The 21823-nt window shown below is 65.7% G+C and carries 25 protein-coding genes; 12 read left to right on the plus strand and 13 right to left on the minus strand.

What is annotated here, in order from left to right:
• Nucleotides 1–31: 31 nt before the first annotated feature.
• The 3 genes from pdhA to ACWKWX_RS18040 are packed head-to-tail and all read left to right on the plus strand — an operon-like array spanning nt 32 to nt 3222.
• On the plus strand, nt 32–1129 hold the full coding sequence (gene pdhA, locus ACWKWX_RS18030; RefSeq protein WP_483828498.1) for a pyruvate dehydrogenase (acetyl-transferring) E1 component subunit alpha: 1098 nt from the start codon (nt 32–34) through the stop codon (nt 1127–1129).
• On the plus strand, nt 1122–2108 hold the full coding sequence (locus tag ACWKWX_RS18035) for an alpha-ketoacid dehydrogenase subunit beta (protein ID WP_416422580.1): 987 nt from the start codon (nt 1122–1124) through the stop codon (nt 2106–2108). Before pdhA ends, ACWKWX_RS18035 begins: the two co-directional genes overlap by 8 nt.
• Nucleotides 2109–2118: 10 nt before the next feature.
• Nucleotides 2119–3222 (plus strand): dihydrolipoamide acetyltransferase family protein, encoded by a 1104-nt coding sequence (locus ACWKWX_RS18040; protein WP_416422581.1) that lies wholly within the window; start codon nt 2119–2121, stop codon nt 3220–3222.
• A 98-nt stretch (nt 3223–3320) separates the two neighbouring features.
• Here ACWKWX_RS18040 and ACWKWX_RS18045 read toward each other — a convergent pair whose 3' ends face one another.
• The gene (locus tag ACWKWX_RS18045; RefSeq protein ID WP_027979086.1) at nt 3321–3584 is read right to left on the minus strand and encodes a YebG family protein; all 264 of its coding nucleotides are present in this window, start codon (nt 3582–3584) and stop codon (nt 3321–3323) included.
• Between the two features lie 205 nt (nt 3585–3789).
• Here ACWKWX_RS18045 and ACWKWX_RS18050 point away from each other — a divergent pair, with 205 nt between their 5' ends.
• Nucleotides 3790–4278: a phosphate-starvation-inducible protein PsiE gene (locus tag ACWKWX_RS18050; RefSeq protein ID WP_416422582.1), complete on the plus strand. Its 489-nt coding sequence runs from the start codon at nt 3790–3792 to the stop codon at nt 4276–4278.
• On the opposite strand, the gene ACWKWX_RS18055 is transcribed toward ACWKWX_RS18050, so the two are convergent.
• The 5 genes from ACWKWX_RS18055 to ACWKWX_RS18075 all read right to left on the minus strand — a co-directional run bounded on the left by ACWKWX_RS18055 (nt 4275) and on the right by ACWKWX_RS18075 (nt 7524).
• Nucleotides 4275–4559 carry an immunity protein Tsi6 family protein gene (locus ACWKWX_RS18055; RefSeq protein ID WP_416422583.1) on the minus strand — a complete coding sequence of 95 codons (285 nt, stop codon included), beginning with the start codon at nt 4557–4559 and terminating at the stop codon, nt 4275–4277. The genes ACWKWX_RS18050 and ACWKWX_RS18055 overlap by 4 nt on opposite strands.
• Nucleotides 4556–6022: a polymorphic toxin type 46 domain-containing protein gene (locus tag ACWKWX_RS18060; protein WP_483828499.1), complete on the minus strand. Its 1467-nt coding sequence runs from the start codon at nt 6020–6022 to the stop codon at nt 4556–4558. The genes ACWKWX_RS18055 and ACWKWX_RS18060 overlap by 4 nt, the downstream gene beginning before the upstream one ends.
• 87 nt (nt 6023–6109) lie before the next feature.
• On the minus strand, nt 6110–6439 hold the full coding sequence (locus tag ACWKWX_RS18065; RefSeq protein ID WP_483828500.1) for a YXWGXW repeat-containing protein: 330 nt from the start codon (nt 6437–6439) through the stop codon (nt 6110–6112).
• 105 nt (nt 6440–6544) lie between these two features.
• Nucleotides 6545–6877 carry a DUF3509 domain-containing protein gene (locus ACWKWX_RS18070; protein WP_416422586.1) on the minus strand — a complete coding sequence of 111 codons (333 nt, stop codon included), beginning with the start codon at nt 6875–6877 and terminating at the stop codon, nt 6545–6547.
• A 242-nt stretch (nt 6878–7119) separates the two neighbouring features.
• The gene (locus tag ACWKWX_RS18075) at nt 7120–7524 is read right to left on the minus strand and encodes an HPF/RaiA family ribosome-associated protein (RefSeq protein ID WP_483828501.1); all 405 of its coding nucleotides are present in this window, start codon (nt 7522–7524) and stop codon (nt 7120–7122) included.
• 253 nt (nt 7525–7777) lie between these two features.
• On the opposite strand from ACWKWX_RS18075, the gene ACWKWX_RS18080 reads away from it, so the two are divergent.
• Genes ACWKWX_RS18080 through ACWKWX_RS18090 form a run of 3 tightly spaced genes read left to right on the plus strand, consistent with a single transcriptional unit; the run spans nt 7778 to nt 9959 of the window.
• On the plus strand, nt 7778–8083 hold the full coding sequence (locus tag ACWKWX_RS18080) for a DUF3649 domain-containing protein (RefSeq protein ID WP_416422588.1): 306 nt from the start codon (nt 7778–7780) through the stop codon (nt 8081–8083).
• The gene (locus ACWKWX_RS18085) at nt 8080–9633 is read left to right on the plus strand and encodes a PepSY-associated TM helix domain-containing protein (protein ID WP_483828502.1); all 1554 of its coding nucleotides are present in this window, start codon (nt 8080–8082) and stop codon (nt 9631–9633) included. The genes ACWKWX_RS18080 and ACWKWX_RS18085 overlap by 4 nt, the downstream gene beginning before the upstream one ends.
• Complete coding sequence (locus tag ACWKWX_RS18090; RefSeq protein WP_416427538.1) at nt 9633–9959, plus strand: DUF3325 domain-containing protein; 327 nt, start codon at nt 9633–9635, stop codon at nt 9957–9959. The genes ACWKWX_RS18085 and ACWKWX_RS18090 overlap by 1 nt, the downstream gene beginning before the upstream one ends.
• Here the strand turns inward: ACWKWX_RS18090 and ACWKWX_RS18095 are convergent.
• Entirely contained in the window at nt 9956–10831 is an 876-nt protein-coding gene (locus ACWKWX_RS18095; RefSeq protein WP_473005440.1) for a helix-turn-helix transcriptional regulator, read from the minus strand. The two genes, ACWKWX_RS18090 and ACWKWX_RS18095, sit on opposite strands and share 4 nt — an antisense overlap.
• Before the next feature lie 131 nt (nt 10832–10962).
• Here ACWKWX_RS18095 and ACWKWX_RS18100 point away from each other — a divergent pair, with 131 nt between their 5' ends.
• The gene (locus ACWKWX_RS18100; RefSeq protein WP_483828503.1) at nt 10963–11865 is read left to right on the plus strand and encodes a DMT family transporter; all 903 of its coding nucleotides are present in this window, start codon (nt 10963–10965) and stop codon (nt 11863–11865) included.
• On the opposite strand, the gene ACWKWX_RS18105 is transcribed toward ACWKWX_RS18100, so the two are convergent.
• Both ACWKWX_RS18105 and ACWKWX_RS18110 read right to left on the minus strand, forming a co-directional pair.
• Complete coding sequence (locus tag ACWKWX_RS18105; RefSeq protein WP_473005442.1) at nt 11866–12840, minus strand: 2-hydroxyacid dehydrogenase; 975 nt, start codon at nt 12838–12840, stop codon at nt 11866–11868.
• Between the two features lie 145 nt (nt 12841–12985).
• Entirely contained in the window at nt 12986–13933 is a 948-nt protein-coding gene (locus tag ACWKWX_RS18110) for a LysR family transcriptional regulator (protein ID WP_416422594.1), read from the minus strand.
• Nucleotides 13934–14120: 187 nt separating this feature from the next.
• Between ACWKWX_RS18110 and ACWKWX_RS18115 the strand changes: the two genes are divergently transcribed.
• Genes ACWKWX_RS18115 through ACWKWX_RS18130 form a run of 4 tightly spaced genes read left to right on the plus strand, consistent with a single transcriptional unit; the run spans nt 14121 to nt 18907 of the window.
• The gene (locus tag ACWKWX_RS18115; RefSeq protein WP_473005443.1) at nt 14121–15632 is read left to right on the plus strand and encodes an efflux transporter outer membrane subunit; all 1512 of its coding nucleotides are present in this window, start codon (nt 14121–14123) and stop codon (nt 15630–15632) included.
• A gap of 10 nt (nt 15633–15642) precedes the next feature.
• Entirely contained in the window at nt 15643–17823 is a 2181-nt protein-coding gene (locus ACWKWX_RS18120) for an FUSC family protein (RefSeq protein ID WP_483828504.1), read from the plus strand.
• A gap of 3 nt (nt 17824–17826) precedes the next feature.
• Nucleotides 17827–18027 carry a DUF1656 domain-containing protein gene (locus ACWKWX_RS18125; protein ID WP_416422597.1) on the plus strand — a complete coding sequence of 67 codons (201 nt, stop codon included), beginning with the start codon at nt 17827–17829 and terminating at the stop codon, nt 18025–18027.
• Nucleotides 18028–18037: 10 nt separating this feature from the next.
• The gene (locus tag ACWKWX_RS18130) at nt 18038–18907 is read left to right on the plus strand and encodes an efflux RND transporter periplasmic adaptor subunit (protein WP_483828505.1); all 870 of its coding nucleotides are present in this window, start codon (nt 18038–18040) and stop codon (nt 18905–18907) included.
• Nucleotides 18908–19501: 594 nt separating this feature from the next.
• Here the strand turns inward: ACWKWX_RS18130 and ACWKWX_RS18135 are convergent.
• The 4 genes from ACWKWX_RS18135 to ACWKWX_RS18150 form a co-directional block, all read right to left on the minus strand.
• Nucleotides 19502–19843 carry a type II toxin-antitoxin system HicB family antitoxin gene (locus ACWKWX_RS18135; protein WP_416422600.1) on the minus strand — a complete coding sequence of 114 codons (342 nt, stop codon included), beginning with the start codon at nt 19841–19843 and terminating at the stop codon, nt 19502–19504.
• 163 nt (nt 19844–20006) lie between these two features.
• Complete coding sequence (locus tag ACWKWX_RS18140) at nt 20007–20819, minus strand: SDR family oxidoreductase (RefSeq protein ID WP_483828506.1); 813 nt, start codon at nt 20817–20819, stop codon at nt 20007–20009.
• The gene (locus ACWKWX_RS18145; RefSeq protein ID WP_416422603.1) at nt 20705–21202 is read right to left on the minus strand and encodes a TlpA family protein disulfide reductase; all 498 of its coding nucleotides are present in this window, start codon (nt 21200–21202) and stop codon (nt 20705–20707) included. Before ACWKWX_RS18145 ends, ACWKWX_RS18140 begins: the two co-directional genes overlap by 115 nt.
• Before the next feature lie 87 nt (nt 21203–21289).
• Complete coding sequence (locus ACWKWX_RS18150; RefSeq protein WP_416422604.1) at nt 21290–21754, minus strand: multidrug transporter; 465 nt, start codon at nt 21752–21754, stop codon at nt 21290–21292.
• Between the last annotated feature and the right edge of the window lie 69 nt (nt 21755–21823).

Genomic DNA, 21823 nt, shown 5'->3' on the forward strand with positions numbered 1-21823 from the left:
CACGTACCCCGTGTGGACCAGGAGTTGTGCAATGACCTCCAACAAGATCAAGCTTCCCTATACCCGTTACCTATCCCCCGACGGCCGCCTGCTGGGCGCCTTGCCGGCCTGGGCCGACGATTTCAACCTGCTGACCCGCCTGTACCGGCAAATGGTGCTGACGCGCCTGTTCGACCAGAAGGCCGTGGCCCTGCAACGCACCGGGCGCATCGGCACCTACGCGCCTACCCTGGGGCAGGAAGCCATAGGCGTGGCCATCGGCAGCCTGATGCACGCCGAAGACGTGCTGATTCCCTATTACCGCGACACCGCCGTGCAACTGATGCGCGGCGTGCGCATGGAAGAAATCCTGCTGTACTGGGGCGGTGACGAGCGCGGCAGCGACTACGCCGAGCCTGCGGTGGCCCAGGACTTCCCGCTGTGCGTGCCCATCGCTACCCAGGCCCTGCACGCCTGTGGCGTGGCCAGCGCGTTCAAGATTCGTGGCGAGCACCGGGTGGCCGTCACCACCTGCGGCGACGGCGCCACCAGCAAGGGCGACTTCCTCGAAGCGCTCAACGTCGCCGGCGCCTGGCAGCTGCCGGTGGTGTTCGTGATCAACAACAACCAGTGGGCCATCTCGGTGCCGCGGCGCATCCAGTGCGGCGCGCCGACCCTGGCGCAGAAGGCCATCGGCGCCGGTTTCCATGGCGAACAGGTGGACGGCAACGACATCTTCGCCGTCTACGACCGCATGCAGGTGGCGCTGGAGCGCGCCCGTCACGGCAAGGGCCCGGTGTTGCTTGAATGCCTGAGCTACCGCCTGGGCGACCACACCACCGCCGACGACGCTACCCGCTACCGCAGCGCCGATGAGGTCAAGCAGGCCTGGCAGGAAGAGCCGATCAAGCGCCTGCAATCGTTCATGGCCGGGCAGGGCGTGTGGGACGAGGGCCGCGAGCAGGCGCTGATCGCCGAATGCCAGGGCCTGGTGCAACAGTCGGTGGCCAACTTCGAGGCCGCCGGCACCCAGGCGCCCGAGTCGGTGATGGACTACGTCTACGCCAAGTGGCCGGCGGTGCTGGCTGACCAGCGCGCGGACTTCCTCGAACGGGTGGCACGCCGCCAGGGAGGGGCCGACCATGAGTAACGACAAGATCAGCCTGCTGGAGGCAGTGAACCTGGCCATGCACCGGGCCATGGCCGAGGACGAGAACGTGGTGGTGCTGGGCGAGGACGTGGGCGTCAACGGCGGCGTGTTCCGCGCCACCCAGGGCCTGCGCGAGAGCTTCGGCTTCAAGCGCGTGATCGACTCGCCGCTGGCGGAAACCATGCTCGGCGGCCTGGTCATCGGCATGGCCGCCCAAGGCCTCAAGCCCATCGTCGAGATCCAGTTCATGGGCTTCATCTACGCCACCATGGAACACCTGGTGTCCCACGCCAGCCGCCTGCGCAACCGCACCCGCGGGCGCCTGAGCTGCCCGATGGTGCTGCGCACGCCCATGGGTGCCGGCATTCGCGCGCCCGAGCACCACAGCGAAAGCACCGAGGCGCTTTTCGCTCACATTCCCGGCCTGCGGGTGGTCATCCCTTCGTCGCCGGCGCGCGCCTACGGCTTGTTGCTGGCGGCCATCGACGACCCGGACCCGGTGCTGTTCCTGGAGCCCACGCGTCTGTACCGCATGAACCCGCAACCGCTGGCCGACGACGGCAAGCGCCTGCCGCTGGACAGCTGTTTCACCCTGCGCGAAGGCAGCGACCTGACGCTGATCAGCTGGGGCGCCAGCGTGCATGAAACCCTGCAGGCCGCCGATGCCCTTGCCGAGCGCGGCGTGTCGGCAGAGGTCATCGACGTGGCCTGCGTCAAGCCGCTGGACCTGGACACCCTAGAGGCCTCGGTGCGCAAGACCGGCCGCTGCGTGATCGTCCACGAGGCACCGCGCTCCTGCGGCGTGGGCGCAGAGATCGCCGCCAGCCTCTACGAACGCGCTTTGCTCGACCTGCAGGCGCCCATCCAGCGTGTCACCGCCCCGGACATCCCACCGCCGCTGTACAAGCTCGAGCAGCTGTACATCCCGGCGGTGCCGGACATTCTTGACGCCTGCGACACCGTGCTGAATTTCGCCTGAGGAGGCTGCGATGAAATATTTCAAACTGCCCGACCTGGGCGAAGGCCTGCAAGAGGCCGAAATCGTGCAATGGCACGTCAAGGCCGGCGACAGCGTCAAGGCCGACCAGTTGCTGGTGTCGGTGGAGACCGCCAAGGCGCTGGTGGACATTCCCGCGCCGTATGACGGCGTGGTGGCCAAGACCTTTGGCGGCGAAGGCGACATCCTGCATGTGGGCGAGCCGCTGCTGGGCTACGAGGGCGAGGCCGACGCCGGCACCGTGGTGGGCCGCCTGGAAGGCGGTGGCGGCGCCAGTGCCGACCAGTTCTTCGTCGGCGCTGCACCGTCCACCCGCGAGCACCTGGGCACCCGGGCCACCCCGGCGGTACGGCAACTGGCGCGGCAACTGGGCGTCGACCTGACCGCACTCAGCGGCTCGGGCAGCGACGGCCTGGTCACCCGCGCCGACGTCGAAGCCGCGGCGCAAGGCGCCCAGGACCGTTTCGGCGGCGAAAAGCTGCGCGGCGTGCGCCGCAGCATGGCGTTGAACATGGCCAAGTCCCACGCTGAAGTGGTGCCGGTGACCATCTTCGGCGACGCCGACCTGCACCGCTGGGGCCAGGCCCGCGACCCGCTGATTCGCCTGGGCAAGGCCATGGCTGCCGCCTGTAAGGTGGAACCGGTGCTCAACAGCTGGTTCGATGGCCGCAGCCTGTCCATCCGCACCCATGCCCAGCTTGACCTGGGCATTGCCGTGGACACCCCCGACGGGCTGTTCGTGCCGGTGCTGCGCGATGTCGGCAACCGCAGCGCCGAGGACCTGAAGGAGGGAATGAGCCGGCTGCGCGCGGACGTCAAGGCACGCTCGATTCCAGCGAAGGAGATGATGGGCGCCACTATCACGCTGTCGAACTTCGGCACCCTGTTCGGGCGCTACGCCAACCCCGTGGTGGTACCGCCGCAGGTAGCGATCATCGGCGCAGGGGGCATTCGCGAGGAGCCGGTGGCAGTGGAGGGGCAGGTCGTGGTGCACCCGATACTGCCGCTGTCGCTGACCTTCGACCACCGGGCGGTGACGGGCGGGGAGGCCGCGCGGTTCCTGCGGGCGTTGGTGGAAGAACTGGAAAAACCCTGAAACCCCCGTAGCAGCTGCCGAAGGCTGCGTCCTGGCCCCCGCGAAATACCTGATGCCAGGCGGGGCCCATGACGCAGCCTGCGGCAGCTGCTACGGGTTTATTCGGCGCCTTCGCCGCTGATCAATTCGTTCAGCGCGTCGGGCTGGCTCTTGAACGCCTTGGCGAACACGTCGCGGTTCTTGGCCATGTAGATGCCCGCGTCTTCAACCTGTTGCTCGGTCAGGGACGGGACTGCCTTTTTCAGGACTTCTGCGAGCAGCTCAGCGAGCTCGAGCATTTTGTCATGACGGTCAGCTTCGGCTTTATCCATGAACAGACGCTCCAGATCTCGGCTGCTGCGGTATACCACTTCGACGGCCATTCACCACCTCACATGCCTTTACGAAAGTTGTCGATTTCGACCACTGGTTGTTTATACAGTAAAAGGATAAGGGATTTTGCTGCCGCTGGATAGTGGCAATTTAACCAGCATTGTCGCAGGGTGAGACAAAATGCCTTCACCGCAAGGCCCGGCTGCTGATGCACAATGAAAGCATCCGCACCCCACGAGTCAAGGAAACCGCATCGTGAAAATCAACTGGGCTGATGCCATGCGCAAGAATGTCCACCACCTGGCAGGCTCGCTGGGCAACCTGCTGGTCGAGACCTTCCACTACCTGGCGCTGTTCGCCATCGGCGCCATCACCGCCTGGGCGGCCGTGGTGGCGTTCCTGGGCATGGTGGAGAAGGGCAACATCATGGTCGATGACATCCTGCTGCTGTTCATCTACCTGGAGCTGGGGGCCATGGTCGGCATCTACTTCAAGACCAACCACATGCCCGTGCGCTTCCTGATCTACGTGGCCATCACCGCGCTGACGCGCCTGCTGATCTCCGACGTGTCGCACCACGGCCCCGCCGACCTGGGCGTGGTCTACCTGTCGGGCGCCATCCTGCTGCTGGCGTTCGCCATCCTGGTGGTGCGCTTTGCCTCCTCGCGCTTCCCCTCGGCCAAGGTCCCGGACCCGGATGCCATGGTCAAAGGGGCGCTCACCGAAGAGAAAGGCGAGACTTAAGGCAGCTGGATCTTCAACCCCCGGCCCAGTTGCGAGGCAATGTAGAAGGCATCCTTCAGCGCCCGCGACAGGTCGGGGTCACTTTCCTCGAACTCCTTCACGGCGATGCTGCCCAGGGTCAACCGGTGCAGCTTCGACTTGTCGCGCTCGCGGCCTTCCAGCACGGCCTTGATGTACGCGAGCTGGTTGAGCACGGACGCATATACCTCGAAGCCTGGCGTCTTGCGAGAGCGGTCCTGCGTGGTGACGATGGCCTTGTCGATGAAATCTACGGGTGTCATGGGCTTCCCAGGTTGAACAGGTCTTTCTGATTGGAGAACAGCTGCTGTGCGCCGCCTTCTGCCGGGAAGGATTGTCCCTTCACCGACCAGAAGTCGTCCACTGGCGCCGCGGTGCTGCGCAACACCTGCACCTTGCCGGCCGTCTGGTAGTTGCCCAGCACTTTGGGTTCGATGGTATTCAGGGCGCGGTTGGTACCCATGGGGTTGATGCCCAGCTGCGTGGGCTGCACGTCCGGGCTCAGGGTATACCAGTTGCCCTGGGGCGCGCCGGGGGACTGATATTGCCACAGGTTTTTGCCGCCATTGAGGGTCTGTACCTGTACGGGCTGGTTGAAGTCCAGGCCGTTCATGTACGACGCCGAGTCGGCCTGGCTGTAGCCCCGGGACTTGAAGAAGTTCTCCGCGACTTCGCGATTGCCACGCACGTTGATGTCGTGGTTCAGGTCACCGCTGCGGCCGTACTGTTGGTTGAGCAGCTCACGGCGCGACAGCGCTGGCTTGGCGGCCTGGGGCGCGGTCGGCTCGGAGACCTTGGCGGGGGGCGCCGCCTTGGGCTGCAGTCGAATCGGCTCCTCGGCCTGTTGCACCGGCGCGCGGGTACGTGGCTGCAGGGCACCGTCGGCCAACAGCTGGGGTTCATTGCGGGCCAGCCACTCGGCCAGGCGCCGTTCGCTTATCTGCTCCTGCAACAGCGCCGAGCGTGCGGCGAGCCCTTCGGCACTGCTGGCGAGCGTGCCCTTGACCTGCCCGCGTGTCAGGTAGGTAACGATGGCCGTCAGCAACAGCAGCACCAATTGTTCCTGCCCGCGGGCCAGTTCCCTGGCTGCCTGCTCGATATGCGCCTGGCGCGAAGTGGCGTGGCCACCCCCGGCCTCGAGGCGGCTGCCGCTGGCCTTGTTGTCTATGCGCCAGGCGCTGACGATGCCGTTCTGCAGGGTTTCCAAACAGGCCGGCAGGCCCTTGTAGAAATACTCGGCAATGGCCGAGAGCCCCAGGCCCAGCAGAATCAGGTTGCCCACCTCCAGCCCGATGCCAGCGCCGGCCACGGCGCCTGGGGCCGCGCCAACCCCTGCGCCCAGCACGCCGCCGGCCACCCCGCCAGCGATGCTGCCGAGGGTAACGCTACCGCCCAGGACCAGTGTCACCTGCTTCACCAGGTGCAGCAGTACCTCGAGAATATCGTCGATATGAAGGCTTGCCCAACGTTGGCGCAGGTCGTGGCGGATGATGGGGTAGGAAAGATGCACGGCTTGCCGCACGGCGTCGATGCGCTGGCCGCCCAGTTCGGCATAAACGTGACTGGCGCCTTGTTCCAGGCGCTGGCTGACGCCGTTCCAGCTGGCATGCAGGCCGCTGCTGGCACTGCTCAGGCCATGGTTGAGCGTGTGGTGGAAGTCGCTGAACCTGTGGTTGAGGTTGCGTTCGATTTCCGCCCAGCTGGGAATGTGGGGGGCAAAATCCATTGCGAGGTGGCTGTCCATGATGAAGTTGCAGGGTGAACCTCATCATGAACTGTGGGCAGTTGCAACGAGCGGCTGCAAAAAACGCGATCAGTTCGCCCAGCCACCCTGGCGCCAGTGCCAGCCGTCGCGAGTCTGCACCCAGTGCGGGTGCACGTAGCGGTAGCCCGGGCGCACCGGCTCCCAGTGGCCGCGCACCGGCACGTAGCGGCCGCCTTCCCAGGCCCAGTAGCCACGGGCCCACACATAGCCGGGCCGTGGCCCTGGCTCCTCTTCGATGACCTGCACCGGTGGCGCCTGGGGCGCCACCACTTCGACGTATTCACGGTGTACGGGGCGGCGGTCGTGGACCACGCGCTCCTCGACGCAGCCAGCGGTGGCGGCGACGATGGCCAGCAGGGCGATGCTTCGCATCAGCATAGTGTCTACCTCTTGTAGTTTTCTGTAACAAGCTGGAAAACTACAGCAGCGACGACGGCCCGCACAGCGACTTTACCGGGGGCCTGTTATCGCGACAGGCAAGGTTCAGGCAACAGGGCGAAACGCTGGCACGTGCAAAATCTGGGCTGGCCTGGCGGCCGGCGTAGGCAGGTTCAGGGCGTCGCCGTCGGTCATGGCCGCGAGGATTTCCATGGCGCTGTGGCCGCGCTCGATGGCGATGCCGAACTTGATGCTTTCGATCAGGCGTTGCACGCGCTTGGGGTCATTGCGCTGGGCGGCGCTGATCATTCGCTTGGCCACTACCCCGGTTTCGTTGGACAGGGTCAGCATGATGCTGCCGTCTAGGCGTTCGATGCTGAGGTTGACCCGGTACTCGGGCTGGAAGGCATCGCTGATCGCTTGAAAGGGGTTATCCATGGTGCGTCACCTGAGATGTAAGACGTGCATCAATTGACTGGGGGTTTTCGCGTTAGTTCGAACCTCCAGTCCATTGAGTACGAAGCAAGGGCCATGCCGCGAACACCGGCAGGGTGTGGGAGCTGGCTTGCCAGCGAGCTGTCCAGGCGCCGAAAAACTCGCTGGCACGCCAGCTCCCACAGGGTTGCAGGCACAAAAAAGGCGAGCCATGGTGGCTCGCCTTTCTTCGTTACAGGTTGTGTCTAGCTGTTGAGCACCTGTTCGTTCTCGAGGAATTCTTCCTGCAACAGGGCATCCGCCTGGCTGCCTGCACCATTCTGGCTATTCACCGCGCGTTTGCTGCGCAGCTTGCCGAACAGGTGTTCCAGGGCGTGGGTGAGCTTGATGGCGGCGCCATCCACTGCCTGATCCAGCGTGGCGGCCTTGTGGGTCACGGAAATCGGTTGGTGGCCTTTTGGCCGCGCTTCCATCTGGCAGCGCTTGTCGTGCGGGCCGGGCTTGTCGCCGTTCTCATCGGCCAGGTGAACCTCGATGCGGGTGAGGTCCTCTTCGTAGCGGTCGAGCATGCTTTCGACGGTACTGCGTACCCACTCCTCCAGTCGGATGCTGCTTTGAATATGGTTGTCGCTATTGACTTGGATTTGCATAGTTCATCCCTTATTCAGCTAGCTCGCAAGAGATGCGCCGAGGGTGGAAATCAGCGCCTCTTGATTACAAGGTCGGGCACTTGGCCGAACAATTCAACCCCCCAACGAAGATAAATATTCAGTAACTGCATTCCCCTTGACCTGTAGCAGCTGCCGAAGGCTGCGTCACTGCGTCAGGATTCCTTTGCGCATGAGAATATTTATCATTAATATCGAAGTTTGACCGTCTTGTTACCTTGAGCCCGCCACTGCCATGAAAAGCCCTTCTGCCGGCCTGCCGGTTGCCTACCGCCTGGGTGTCTGCTCGCGCATCGTCGCGGCGGCCATGGGCGGTTATGTGCTGGCCGCGCTGGTGGGCATCAGCCTGGCGGCGCTGCTGCCGCTGGCGCGGGCCGAGGCGATGGTCAGCGGCATGATGCTGTCGTTCCTGGTGTACGTGGTGGCAGTACTCTGGTGCTTCGCCTGCCGTACCGCCACCCGCGCCTGGCTGGGCTTGCTGGCGCCAAGCCTGGTGCTGCTGGCGATCAATGGGCTGGTTTACTGGATGCAACACTCATGAAGGAAGGCTTTCGCCAAGCCATGGCCTGGCTGCACACCTGGGCGGGGTTAGTGTTCGGCTGGCTGCTGTTCGCGATTTTCCTGACCGGCACGCTGTCGTACTTCAAGGATGAGATCAGCCACTGGGCGCACCCTGAAATCGCCGCCTACCCGCTGGATGCCGCCGCCAGCCTGGGCCATGCCCAGGCCTACCTGCAAGCCCATGCGCCGCAGGCATCGGTGTGGTACATCACTGTGCCCGACGCCCGCCAGCCGGAGATCGGCTTGATGTACCCGGACGCCACGGGGACGTTCCAGCAGGTCAGCCTCGATGCCCACAGCGGCCAGGCGGTCACCGCCCGCGAATCCATGGGCGGCGAGTTCTTCTACCGTTTCCACTTCCAGCTGCAACTGCCGTACCCCTGGGGGCGGTGGCTGGCCAGCCTGTGCGCGCTGGTGATGCTGGCCACGCTGGTCAGCGGCATCATCACCCACAAGAAGATCTTCAAGGAGTTCTTCACCTTCCGCCCGCGCAAGGGCCAGCGCTCCTGGCTGGACGGGCACAACGCCGTGGGCGTGCTGGTGTTGCCGTTCCACTTGATGATCACCTACAGCAGCCTGGTGATCTTCATGACCATGCTGCTGCCGGCCAACATCCTGGCCCAGTACGGCTCGCAGACCGCGGCGGTGTTCGCCGAGCTGATGCCCACCTCGAACGTGCCGGCCGCCGCCAACCAACCGGCCCCATTGGTGCCCTTGGCCGATTTGTACGCGCAGTTCCGCGAGCACGCCCCCGGCAGCCACCTGGGCCTGGTAGAAGTCGATCACCCTGGCGATGCCAACGCCTCGGTGATCTTCGGCCGCCACGGCGCCGATCGCATCGTCCACCAGATCGGCCAGGGCCTGGTGTTCGACGGCGTTAGCGGTGCGCTGCGCGCCGACAGCCAGGTCAGCAGCCTGCCACTGGTGATTGCCGGTGGCCTGTACGGCTTGCACATGGGCCACTTCGCCGGTGCGGGCCTGCGCTGGCTGTACTTCCTCGCCGGCGTCGGCGGCACCGCCATGATCGGCACCGGGCTGGTGATGTGGCTGGGCAAGCGCCAGCTCAAGCACGCCAAGAGTGCGCGGCCGCCGTTGCACCTGCGCCTGGTGGCGGTGCTCAACACCATGAGCATGGCCGGCCTGCTGCTGGCCGTGGCCGGCTTCTTCTGGGCCAACCGCCTGTTGCCGGTGGACCTGGCGGCGCGCAGTGACCTGGAGGTGCGGCTGTTCTTCTGGGTCTGGGGGCTGTCGGCGCTGCATGCAGCGCTGCGCCCGGCGCGCCAGGCCTGGCTGGAGCAACTGGGGCTGGGAGCGCTGCTGTTCGCCGGGCTGCCGCTGCTGAATGCGCTGACCACCGCCCATGGCTTGAATCATTCACTGGCCAGTGGCGACTGGGCCATGGCCGGGGTCGACCTCGGCGCGCTGGCCTGGGGCCTGCTGATGGCCTGGGCGGTGCGCAAGCTGTGGCGTCATGCGCCGGTCAAGCAGGCCCGCAAGCTTGCGCTGCAGGCCGAGGGCGAACCGTCATGATGCCGGTGGTCGCGCTGCTGTGTTATTCGGGCTTCACCGGCCTGTGCCTGGCCATGGACCGCCATTACCGTGACCTCACGGGGCGTGCGTTGCAGGCGCGGGTAGGCCTGTTCCTGCGTGTGGGCGGGGCGCTGCTGCTAGCCGCCGCCCTGGCCGTGGCGGTGCAGGCCGACGGCGGCTGGAGCATGGGCCTGGTGCACTGGTGCGCGGGGCTGATGGGCAGCGCCATGCTGCTGGTGTTCCTGCTGCCATACCGGCCGCGCCTGGCCCTGGGCCTGGCGGCTGCGGGGTTGCCGCTGGCGCCGCTGCTGGGCCTTGCGCTTTAACCCAGGAAAGCCGCCCGGTAGCTGATGGGGGAGGCACCCAAGGCCTGCCTGAAGCGATTGCTGAAATGGCTGGCGCTGGCGAATCCGCACGCCAGGGCAATGTCCCCCACGGCCAGGCGGCTGCCCCGCAGCAACGCGCACGCCCGCGCCATGCGCCGCGCCAGCACGTACTGGTGCGGTGGCAGGCCGAAACTGGCGCGGAACATCCGCGCGAAATGGTATTCGGACAGGTTGCACAGGGCCGCCAGCTCGCCCAGGGTCAGGGGCTGGTCCAGCGCACTGTCTACATGCTCCACCAGCCGACGCCGGTGGTGGCCAGCCAAACCACCGTTTACCCGCACGCCGTCGCGCAAGCCCGCCTGGTGCAGCAGCGTATGGCTGAGCAGCTCATGGGCCAGGCTGGTGCCCAGCAGGCGTTCGGCCGGCTCCTGCCAATCCAGGGCGATCAGCTGGCGAAAACGTGCAGCCTGGCGGGGCTCGTCGAGAAACGTCACCTCGCGCAGCTGCATCTCCCGCGGCTCGCGGTCCAGCAGCGTCACGCAGCCCAGGGCGAACTGCTGCTCGCTGAAATACAGATGCGCCAGGCGCAGCTCGCCGTTCACCACCCACGCCGAATCCTGCCCGGCCGGCAGCGTGCACAGCTTGTCCGGCGCGCCTTTGCGCCCGGGCGCGTCGGTGCGAAACGTACCGGTGCCGCCGCCCACGTAGCAGGACAGCGTGTGGTGGCTGGGCGCCTGGTAGTGCTGCGAATCGTGGCGGTTGTTCCACAGCGCCGCCGTCAGGCCATCACCCAATGCAGCACTCTGCTCCAGGCGTGCGTGGGACGAGCGTTGCAGGCATTGGAATACCTGGATGGCAGGGGTTGGGGGCATGGTCGACTCCTCTGTGCGCATCGTACCGGTTGGCACCCCCCGTGGCAGTGGCTGGCCGATGAAAAGCGCAAGAATTGGCAAGTGCGCGGGGCAGGGCAGGGGGACACTGGGCCGCCACAAGGAGCGCTGCCATGAACCTGTTTCTCTACCTGCTCACCGTCCTCATCTGGGGCACCACCTGGCTCGCCCTCAAGCTGCAACTGGGGGTGGTGGCCATCCCGGTGTCCATCGTCTACCGCTTTGCCCTGGCGGCGCTGGTGCTGTTCGCCATCCTGTTACTCAGCCGGCGCCTGCAACCCATGAGCCGGCGCGGCCACCTGATCTGCCTGGCCCAGGGGCTGTGCCTGTTCTGCATCAACTTCATGTGCTTCCTGACGGCCAGCCAGTGGGTGCCCAGCGGCCTGGTGGCCGTGGTGTTCTCTACTGCCACGCTGTGGAACGCGCTCAATGCCCGGGTGTTCTTCGGCCAGCGTATCGCTGCCAACGTCTTGGGCGGTGGGGCCTTGGGCCTGGCGGGGCTGGGCCTGCTGTTCTGGCCAGAGCTGGCCGGGCACTCGGCCAGCCGTGAGACTCTGATTGGCATGGGGCTCGCCTTGCTTGGCACTCTGTGCTTCTCGGCGGGCAACATGCTGTCCAGCCTGCAACAGAAAGCCGGGCTGAGGCCACTGACCACCAACGCCTGGGGCATGCTCTATGGCTCGGTGATGTTGGCGGGCTATTGCCTGGTGCGTGGCGTGCCGTTCAGTGTCGACTGGAGCCTGCAGTACATCGGCTCGCTGCTGTACCTGGTGATACCGGGCTCGGTGATCGGCTTTACCGCCTACCTCACCCTGGTGGGACGCATGGGGCCGGAACGGGCGGCATACTGCACGGTGCTGTTCCCGCTGGTGGCGTTGAACGTGTCGGCGGTTGCCGAAGGGTATCAATGGACGGCGCCGGCCCTGGCGGGGCTGGTGCTGGTGATGGCGGGGAATGTGCTGGTGTTTCGCAAGCCCAAGCCGCCGGCCGTGGTGGCCGGCGGCAGGCTGGCCTGATCAGCCCTTGAACACCTGCGGGTTCACCAGGTCCTGCGGGCGCTGGCCTTTCAGCGCCGCGGTCAGGTTATCCATGGCGCGGTTGGCCATGGCTTCGCGGGTTTCCGAGGTGGCCGAGCCGATGTGTGGCAGGGTCACGGCGTTCTTCAGCTGGAACAGCGGCGATTCGGCCAGCGGTTCCTTCTCGTACACGTCCAGGCCGGCGCCGCGGATGGTGCCCTTCTGCAACGCTTCGATCAGCGCCGGTTCGTCGACGATCGGCCCACGGGCGATGTTCACCAGAATGGCGGATGGCTTCATCAGCGCCAGCTCGCGGTGGCTGATCAGGTGCTTGGTTTTCTCGCTCAGCGGTACCACCAGGCAGACGAAGTCGGCCTCGGCCAGCAGTTGGTCGAGGCTGCGGAACTGCGCGCCCAGCTCTTGTTCGATGGCGGTCTTGCGGCTGTTGCCGCTGTACAGAATGGGCATGTTGAAGCCCAGGCGGCCACGGCGGGCGATGGCCGCGCCGATGTTGCCCATGCCGACGATGCCCAGGGTCTTGCCGTACACGTCGGTACCGAACAGGTTGGGGCCGACGGTGGCTTTCCATTCACCGGCCTTGGTCCAGGCGTCCAGTTCGGCGACGCGGCGGGCGCTGCTCATGATCAGCGAAAAGCCCAGGTCGGCGGTGCTTTCGGTGAGCACGTCGGGGGTGTTGGTGAGCATGATGCCGCGCTCGTTGAAGTAGGCGACGTCGTAGTTGTCGTAGCCCACCGAGACGCTCGACACCACTTCCAGCTTGCTGGCGCTGGCCAGCTGCTTGGCGCCCAGCGGGCGACCGGCGCCGATCAGGCCATGGGCGTGGGGCAGGGCTTCGTCGAATTGCGCGGCAATGTCACCCTGCTTGGGGTTGGGCACAATCACGTCGAAGTCTTGCTGCAGGCGCTCGACCATGGGCGGGGTGATGCGGCTGAAGGCAAGTACGGTCTTTTTCATTGGGCTTGTTCTCGACAGTCGGGTGAAGAATGTGAGCACGCTAACATTCCCGCCCTTGTCGACACAAACCTTGTGGGAGCTGGCTTGCCAGCGAGCTTTTGCGTTTTGAAAAGCTCGCTGGCAAGCCAGCTCCCACAGGTTTCACTCAAATCGCCATGTTCAACTCATGGGTCTTCAGGTCCGCCTCATGCGCCGCCAGAATGTCCGGCAACGAGCCGCGCAGGTACTCCACCCAGGTCTTGATCTTCGCGTCCAGGTACTGGCGCGACGGGTAGATGGCGTACAGGTTCAGCTCCTGCAGGCGGTAGTCGGGCAGCATGCGCACCAGGGTGCCGTTGCGCAGGCCGTCGATAGCCGCATAGATCGGCAGCACGCCCACGCCCATGCCGCTGATGATCGCGCTTTTCATCGCGTCGGCGGAATTGACCTGGAATGGTGCATTACTGATGTTGACCATCTCCTGCCCCTCGGGGCCGTCGAACAGCCACTTCTCCAACTGCACCACCGGGCTGATCAGCCGCAGGCAGGCGTGGGACATCAGGTCGCTAGGCTTGCGCGCGGCGCCGTGGGCCTTCACGTACTCGGGCGAGGCGCAGACGATGCTGTAGGTGATGCCCAGGCGCTGGGACACGAAGCCCGAGTCCGGCAGCTCGCTGGCCAGCACGATGGACACGTCGTAGCCCTCGTCCAGCAGGTCCGGTACGCGGTTTGCAAGGGTGAGGTCGAAGGTCACGTCCGGGTGGGTCTTGCGGTACCGGGCAATGGCGTCGATCACGAAGTGCATGCCGATGCCGGTCATGGTGTGCACTTTCAGCTGGCCGGCGGGCCGGGCGTGGGCGTCGCTGGCCTCCGCCTCGGCTTCTTCGACGTAGGCCAGGATCTGCTCGCAACGCAGCAGGTAGCGCTTGCCCGCTTCGGTCAGGGCAATGCGGCGCGTGGTGCGGTTGAGCAGGCGGGTTTGCAGATGCGCTTCGAGGTTGGAGACCGCCCGCGACACGTTGGCGGTGGTTGTATCGAGCTGCACGGCGGCGGCAGTGAAACTGCCCGCTTCGGCCACGCAACTGAAAGCACGCATGTTTTGCAGGGTGTCCATGGGTCACTCTCTAAATAGACGGCAAATTGTCGCATGAAGTAACAATTGTCGTCTCGCTGCTTTATACCGATTATCGCTTTTTCCGTAACAAAGATTCACACGAACACCTGCTTATCGGCGCCCGTTTCACCCCCTAGAATCGGCGTCTCAAGGCAATCCCCTCTCTTTCAGTCAGGAATTAGCAGCTGTGCCGCGTCGCATATTTGGAAAGCTGAATGCTTTCAGCGTTTTGGCCTTAACTTTGACCATCAGCGGCTGCATCGGCACAGGAGGCATCGCCCCGCAAGGCAAGGCCCTGTCCGCCAACACCCTGGCCACCGACGAAGCCATCCAGGCCGCCGCCAAGGACGCCCATTGGCCAGCCAGCCAATGGTGGCGTGGCTATGGCGATGCGCAGCTGGACCAGTGGGTGGACACCGCGCTGCAAGGCAGCCCGACCCTGGCCATGGCCGCCGCCCGCGTGCGCCAGGCCAAGGCCATGGCCGGCGTGGCCGAGTCGGCCGAGTCGGTGCAAATCAATGGCAAGGCGTCGATGACCCGGCACAAATGGCCGACGGACAACTTCTATGGCCCCGGCGAACTGGCCGGTGTCACTGACTGGGACAACACTGCCGGCCTGGGCCTGAGCTACGACCTGGACCTGTGGGGCCGCGACCGCAACGCCACCGAGCAGGCCGTGGACATGGCCCACATGAGCGTGGCCCAGGCCCGCCAGGCGCAGCTGGAACTGACCAACAACATCGTCAAGGCGTACATCCAGCTGTCGCTGCAGTTCGCCCAGCGCGACATCGTCCAGGCCACCCTGGCGCAACAGCAGCAAATCTTGCAGCTGGCGCAAAAACGCCTCGACCATGGCATCGGCACCCAATTCGAGGTCAGCCAGGCGCAGACGCCGCTGCCTGAAACCCAGCGCCAGATCGACGCCCTGGACGAAGAAATCGCCCTGAGCCGCAACCAGCTGGCGGCCCTGGCCGGCAAAGGCCCGGGTGAGGGCGCACGCCTGCAACGGCCGACCCTGGCCCTGGGCGCGCCGCTGAAACTGCCGTCGGCGCTGCCGGCCGAACTGCTCGGCCAGCGCCCCGACGTGGTCGCCAGCCGCTGGCAGGTCGCCGCCCAGGCCCGTGGCATCGACGTGGCGCACGCCGGCTTCTACCCCAACGTCGACCTCACCGCCAGCCTTGGCTACATGGCCACCGGTGGCGGCATGCTGGGCTTCCTGACGGCTTCCAAGCTCAGCTACACCGTGGGCCCGGCCGTGACCCTGCCGATCTTCGACGGCGGCCGCCTGCGTTCGCAGCTGGGCGAGGCCTCGGCCGGCTACGACATGGCCGTGGCGCACTATAATCAGACCCTGGTCGAGGCCCTGAAGAACATCTCCGACCAGCTGATACGCCGCGAGTCCATGGACAAGCAGCAGGCCTTCGCCGCCCAATCGGTGGCCTCGGCGCAGAAGACCTACGACATCGCCCAGGTCGCGTTCCAGCGCGGCCTTACCGATTTCCTCAACGTGCTGAACGCCCAGACCCAGCTGTTCCACCAGCAGACGGTGCAGCAGCAGGTGCAGGCCGCGCGCCTCACCGCCCAGGCCGAGCTGGTGACGGCGTTGGGCGGTGGCCTGCAGGCCGGCAACGACGTGCCGAGCGACGACAAGACCGCGGCGCCGAAAACCCCGGCGGCCCTGGCCATCCTTAACCACTGACGGACCGATCATGACTTCTCTGTCTGCACCGCTGCGCCGGCTCGGGTCGCTGCAGTGGCGCCGTGGCTTCTTCGAGTGGGCGCGCAGCGACGGCGTCACCTGGGTGTATATCTTCAAGACCCTGCTGGCGGCGTTCCTGACCCTGTGGCTGGCCATGCGCCTGGAACTGCCGCAGCCGCGCACGGCGATGATCACTGTGTTCATCGTCATGCAGCTGCAAAGCGGCCACGTGTTCGCCAAGAGCTTCTACCGTTTCCTGGGCACCATCGCAGGCTCCGTGGTCACGGTGCTGCTGATTGCGCTGTTCGCGCAGAACACCGAACTGTTCCTGCCCAGCCTGGTGATCTGGTTCGGCATCTGTTCGGCGGGCGCCGTGCGCCACCGCAACTTCAAGGGCTACGGCTTCGTGCTGGCCGGCTACACCGCGGCGTTCATCGGCCTGCCGGCCCTGGCGCACCCGGAAGGGGCGTTCATGGCGGCCATGTGGCGGGTGCTGGAAATCTCCCTGGGGCTGATCGTCTCCACAGCGGTCAGCGCGGCGATTCTGCCGCAGTCGGCCAGCGCCTCCATGCGCAACGCCATGTACCAGCGCTTTGGCGTGTTCGCCGGCTTCGTCGCCGAGGGCCTGCGCGGTGCCAGCCAGCGCGCCACCTTTGAAAGCACCAACGTGCGCTTCATCTCCGAGGCCGTGGGCCTGGAAAGCCTGCGCGGCGTGGTGGCCTTCGAAGACCCGCACATGCGCCGCCGCAGTGGCCGGGTCAGCCGCCTCAACAGCGAGTTCATGGCCATCACCACGCGCTTCAACGCCCTGCACCAGCTGCTGGAACGCATTCGTGGCCGCGGCCATGCCGAGGTTGTCACGGCCATCGAGCCCGGCCTGCAGGCCCTGGCGCAACTGCTGGACGGTTTCGCCGGCCGCGCGCTGACCGTGGACGACGCCAAGCGCCTCACTGAACAGCTGTCCACCTACAAGGCCGAACTGCCGTCCCACGTGCGCCGCCTGCGGGCCATCTTCGTAGAAAGCGCGCCCAGCGAGCACGATTTGCTGGACTTCCACACCGCCTACGAGCTGCTGTACCGCTTCGTCGACGAGCTGCACAGCTACGCCCAGACCCACGCCTCGCTGGCCGACCACAGCCATGCGCGCGAAAGCTGGGACGAGCCGTTCATGCCCCAGACCAGCTGGTGGGTCTCGGCCGCCGCGGCAGTGCGGGCCATGTCGGTGTTGGGCCTGCTGGGCAGCTACTGGGTGGCCACCGCCTGGCCCAGTGGCGCCACCATGACCCTGGTGGCCGCGGCCACCGTGGGCCTGTCGGCAGCGGCGCCGAACCCCAAGCGCATGTCGTTCCAGATGGCCTGTGGGACCATGCTGGGCGCGGTAGTAGGCTTTGCCGAAACCTTCTTCGTGTTTCCCTGGATCGACGGCTTCCCGCTGCTGTGCATGGTGCTGGCGCCGGTGCTGGTGTTCGGCGCCTTCCTGGCCTCGCGCCCGCAGTGGGCAGGGTACGGCCTGGGCCTGCTGATTTTCTTCTCGATCGGCTCGGTGCCCGACAACCTCACCGTGTACAACGCCTACGGCTTCATCAACGACTACATCGGCATGATCCTGGGCATGCTCGCCTGCGCCGCCGCCGGCGCCATCATCCTGCCGCCCAACAGCCGCTGGCTGTGGCAGCGCCTGGAGCACAACCTGCGCGAGCAGGTGGTGTTCGCCATCAGCGGCAAGCTGCGCGGCCTGGGCTCGGCGTTCGAAAGCCGTACCCGCGACGTGCTCAACCAGGCTTACGGCCTGGCTGCCGGCAAGCCCGAGGTGCAGCGCAACCTGCTGCGCTGGATGTTCGTGGTGCTGGAGATCGGCCACGCCATTATCGAGCTGCGCCGCGAGCAGGCGGTGCTGCCGGTGCACCCGGCCTACGCCGAGTCGCAGCCGTGGCGCCAGGCCATCCGCGCCATGGGCCGCTCGCTGATCCGCCTGTTCATCCAGCCCAGCCGCGCCAACCTGGAGCGCAGCCTGGCGGCGGTGGACCAGGCCATCTACTGCGTGCGCGACACCGACGAGCCGTTCGCCCGGCACTTCGACACCTCGGCGCTGCGCCGGGTGCAGAGCTACCTGCACTTCATCCGCAGCTCCCTGCTGGACCCGCAATCACCGCTTGCCGAGCTGGCGCCGCCGCGCCCGCCCAAGGACTGACCCATGCCTCGCGAAATAGCCTTTCATGGCGTGTATATGCCGACCATGACCCTGATGTTCCTGATTGCCCTGGGCGTGGGCTGGGTGCTGGACCGCCTGATCAGCGGCCTGGACCTGTACCGCTTCTTCTGGCACCCGGCGCTGCTGCGCCTGAGCCTGTTCGTCTGCCTGTTCGGCGCCATGGCGCTAACCGTTTACCGTTGAGACCGACCTGATGAAAAAGTTTTTCAGCCTGATTGCCACCCTGCTGATACTGGCCCTGGCCGTGTTCATCGGCCGCGAGCTGTGGGTGCACTACATGGAAACCCCCTGGACCCGCGACGGCCGCGTGCGCGCCGACATCATCAACGTCGCCCCGGACGTGTCCGGCTACGTGGTGGCGGTGCCGGTGCGTGACAACCAACTCGTGAAGAAGGGCGACGTGCTGCTGCAGATCGACCCCGAGCACTACCAGATCGCCGTCAAGCAGGCCCAGGCGCTGGTTGCCTCGCGCAAGGCCACGTGGGAAATGCGCCAGGTCAACGCCAAGCGCCGCGCCGACATGGACAACCTGGTGGTGTCCAAGGAAAGCCGCGAAGACGCCGGCAACGTCGCCAGCTCCGCCGAGGCCGACTACCAGCAGGCCGTGGCCGCGCTGGACGCCGCCCAGCTGAACCTGGCCCGCACCAAGGTGCTGGCCACGGTGGACGGCTACGTCACCAACCTCAACGTGCACGTGGGCGACTACGCCCGCACCGGCGAGGCGAAAATGGCCGTGGTCGACAAGAATTCGTTCTGGGTGTACGGCTTCTTCGAGGAAACCAAGCTGCCCCACGTGAAGGTGGGCGACAAGGCTGACCTGCAGATGATGAGCGGCGAAGTGCTCAAGGGCCACGTCGAGAGCATCTCGCGCGGCATCTACGACCGCGACAACCCCGAGAGCCGCGAGCTGGTGGCCGATGTGAACCCGACGTTCAACTGGGTGCGGTTGGCCCAGCGGGTGCCGGTGCGGATTCATATTGATGAGGTGCCGGATGGCTTCCTGCTGGCGGCGGGGACTACGTGTACGGTGGTTGTGAAGGAAGGTTCGGCGGGGGCTCTGTAGGGGAGCGCCCTGGCAGGTGATTGCATCAAGGCGACCAGGAGCTAGCCGATGTTCTCTTATCGCTCTTGAGATCGAGCGCCGTCCGCACGGCGCATCGCGACCAAGGTCGGCTCCTACATCTGTTTCGGGCCAGTTATGCCAGTGCCATCACTTGGTCCGCCTTGTTGGTTCACTGCAGATTCATGGTGGTGCCACCAAAGCGGGCAAGGTGATCTAACAGGCATAATTGGCCCGAAACAGATGTAGGAACGGCGGGGCGGCCATCCGCCTTGGCCGCGATGCGCCGCGCGGGCGGCGCTCGATCTCAAGGACACTGCACCTCTCAAGACATGCCCCTGGAAGCCCCAGCGCGATCGACCGCCAAGCCCAGCACAGCCTGGCGGCAGCGGCTAAACCGAACCCGCGTAGCAGCTGCCGCCAGGCTGCGTCCGGCCTCTGCGCGGTCTGCCCGCCATGCGCGGCGCCTGCGGACGCGGCCTACGGCCGCTGCTACGGGGGCCCGTGTACCTCGGCGCGCGGCCAAGGACGGCTCCTACCACGCACGGCGTAGGAGCCGACTTTAGTCGCGATGCAGACGACGCCGTTTCAAAGCATCTAGCCCAGTGAAAACCGTGCCTCTTTCGCCAGGACTTCGGTTACCCACTGGTTGATGCTTTTGTGCGCCAGCTCGGCTTTCACCGCAACGGTTGCGTGAAGGCTGGGTTCCAGGCGCAGGCTCAATTTGCCGGAATAGGCTTTTTGCGGCTCCTTTCCCAGTTTCCGGCACGTATCGAGATAGTCCACTACGGCCTCCTCGAAGGCGGCGCGCAATTCGGACACCGATTCGCCATGAAACCCGACCACATCCTTGATGCCAGCCAGGTGGCCAATCAGCAGGCCATCTTCGTCGCTGTATTCGATGCGGGCGGTATAGCCCATGTAACTCATCACGTTCATGGTGTAACTCCTGCTTGTTCGAGAAACACCCGGGCACGTTGATCTGGTACCAGATTATGATACCGTTTTGGCGCGGTCTACCGGAGCCGACCTGTTGACCCTGTGGGAAATCTCCGAAACTCTAGCGGTGGGCTGTAGGCCCAGCGCAGCCTGGCGGCAGCGGCTACAAATCCCGGTTCAACCCGAACTTGCGCTTTAAAATCCCTTCGACGATGCCCTTCGGCACCCACCTCTCCAGCCACGGCAACGCCCGGCTGCCGTTGCCGATACGCACCAGGCGCGGTGGCACTGGCTTCTGCACGGCCGCCAGCAGGCGGCCGGCGAACTCTTCGGCCGGCGTAGGCCGGTCTTGCGAGGCCCGCGCCCGCGCGCGGATCTGCGCCTGCAACGGCCACCACGGCGAACCCTCGGCAAGCACCTGCTCGGCTTCGCGGCTGGCGTTGTTGGCGAACTGGGTGTCGATGGCGCCCGGTTGTACTTCCATGACGCGAATGCCGAACGGCGCCAGTTCCATGCGCAGGGCATCGCTCAAGCCGTGCACGGCGGCCTTGGAGGCGCAGTAGGCGCCGGCGAACGGGGTCACCAGCACGCCGGAGACGCTGCCGATGTTCACCACCAGCCCATGGCTGGCGCGCAGCAGCGGGAACAGCGCGCGGGTGACGCCGACGATGGCGAAGACGTTGGTCTCGAACTGCTGGCGCATGCCGGCCACGCCGCCGTCCAGCAGCGGGCCCATGGCGCCGTAGCCGGCGTTGTTGATGAGGATATCCAGCTGCGGCAGCTCGGCGGCCAGGGCCGCCAGCGCGGCCTCGTCGTTGACATCGAGCTGGCGCGCCTGGAAGCCTTCGGCCGCCAGGCGCTCTACGTCCGCGGGTCGTCGTGCCGTTGCCCAGACGCTGTGGCCTGCCTGCTGGAAGCTGCGCGCGAGGGCGAGGCCGATGCCGCTCGAGCAGCCGGTGATGAGGGTGACGGGCATACGGGGTCCTTGTTCGGCGAGTCGGGTATGAGGTCGATCAAGGCGCAGTCTAGCTGCTCATCCTTGCCCCCCGTGATCAATAATCCATGGCCATCAGCGTGCACCACGAACTGCGCCGGCACCCCGGTCACGCCCAGGGGCTGCCACAGGGCGCCGTTGCCTTCGGTGGGCATGCTGAAGATGTCGACGCCCGGGTGCTGGCTGGCGATGGCCGTGAGGTGCTGCAGGCGCATGCTGCAGCTAGGGCACCCAGCCGAGTGCAATAACAAAAGCCGCCCCCGGCGTGCCGGGGCAAAGGCATATTCATTGGCGCCGGTCTGCTTGCCTTCGCCGAAATGTTCGACGAAGGCGGCAGCGTTTTCGAGCGGTTTGATGGCATTCATGTCGCTGTCCCCATGATGAATAACGTGATCACGTATTCAACGCCTATGGGGCACAGCGCGAAACTGTAAGAACTGACAGGTACCCCGTCAGTTGGCGAAGCGCCCTTGCACCCGCTCGGCCCGCCATTCCAGGGTCTGCGCGCGGTAGCCGGGGCGCAGCGGCGGCAGCGGCAGGCAGTCGCTCCAGCTGGCGCCGGGCTGCAACTGGCCCGGGCCGCGGTAGCGCGGGGCGTCGTAGTCGTCCTGCACCAGGTTCACGGTGTCACCCGGCGCGAAGGCGGCCAGGCGCCATTGCAGCTCCACCATGGGCACGCTGTTGCCGTTCTTCATGCTCACTTGCAGCGGCTTGTCGGCGGGGCACTGCTCGGCCTCGTACTTGAAGTGCAGGCCCATGCGCGCCAGTTGTGCCAGTTCGCGGTTGTCCTGCCACAGCACGCTGAGGCCGACCATGGCCAGGCCAACTACCGCCACCAGGGAAATCGGCAGGGCTTTCTTCGGGTAGCGAATGAGCAGGAACAGCCAGGAGATGATGAGGAGAGTGCCGATGAGCATGGCTTTGATCGCGTGTTGTGGGACAGGCCTGCCATCGTAACCCAATAAAAAAGCCCCTGCTTCACCGGC

It is taken from the genome of Pseudomonas imperatae (assembly GCF_057128625.1).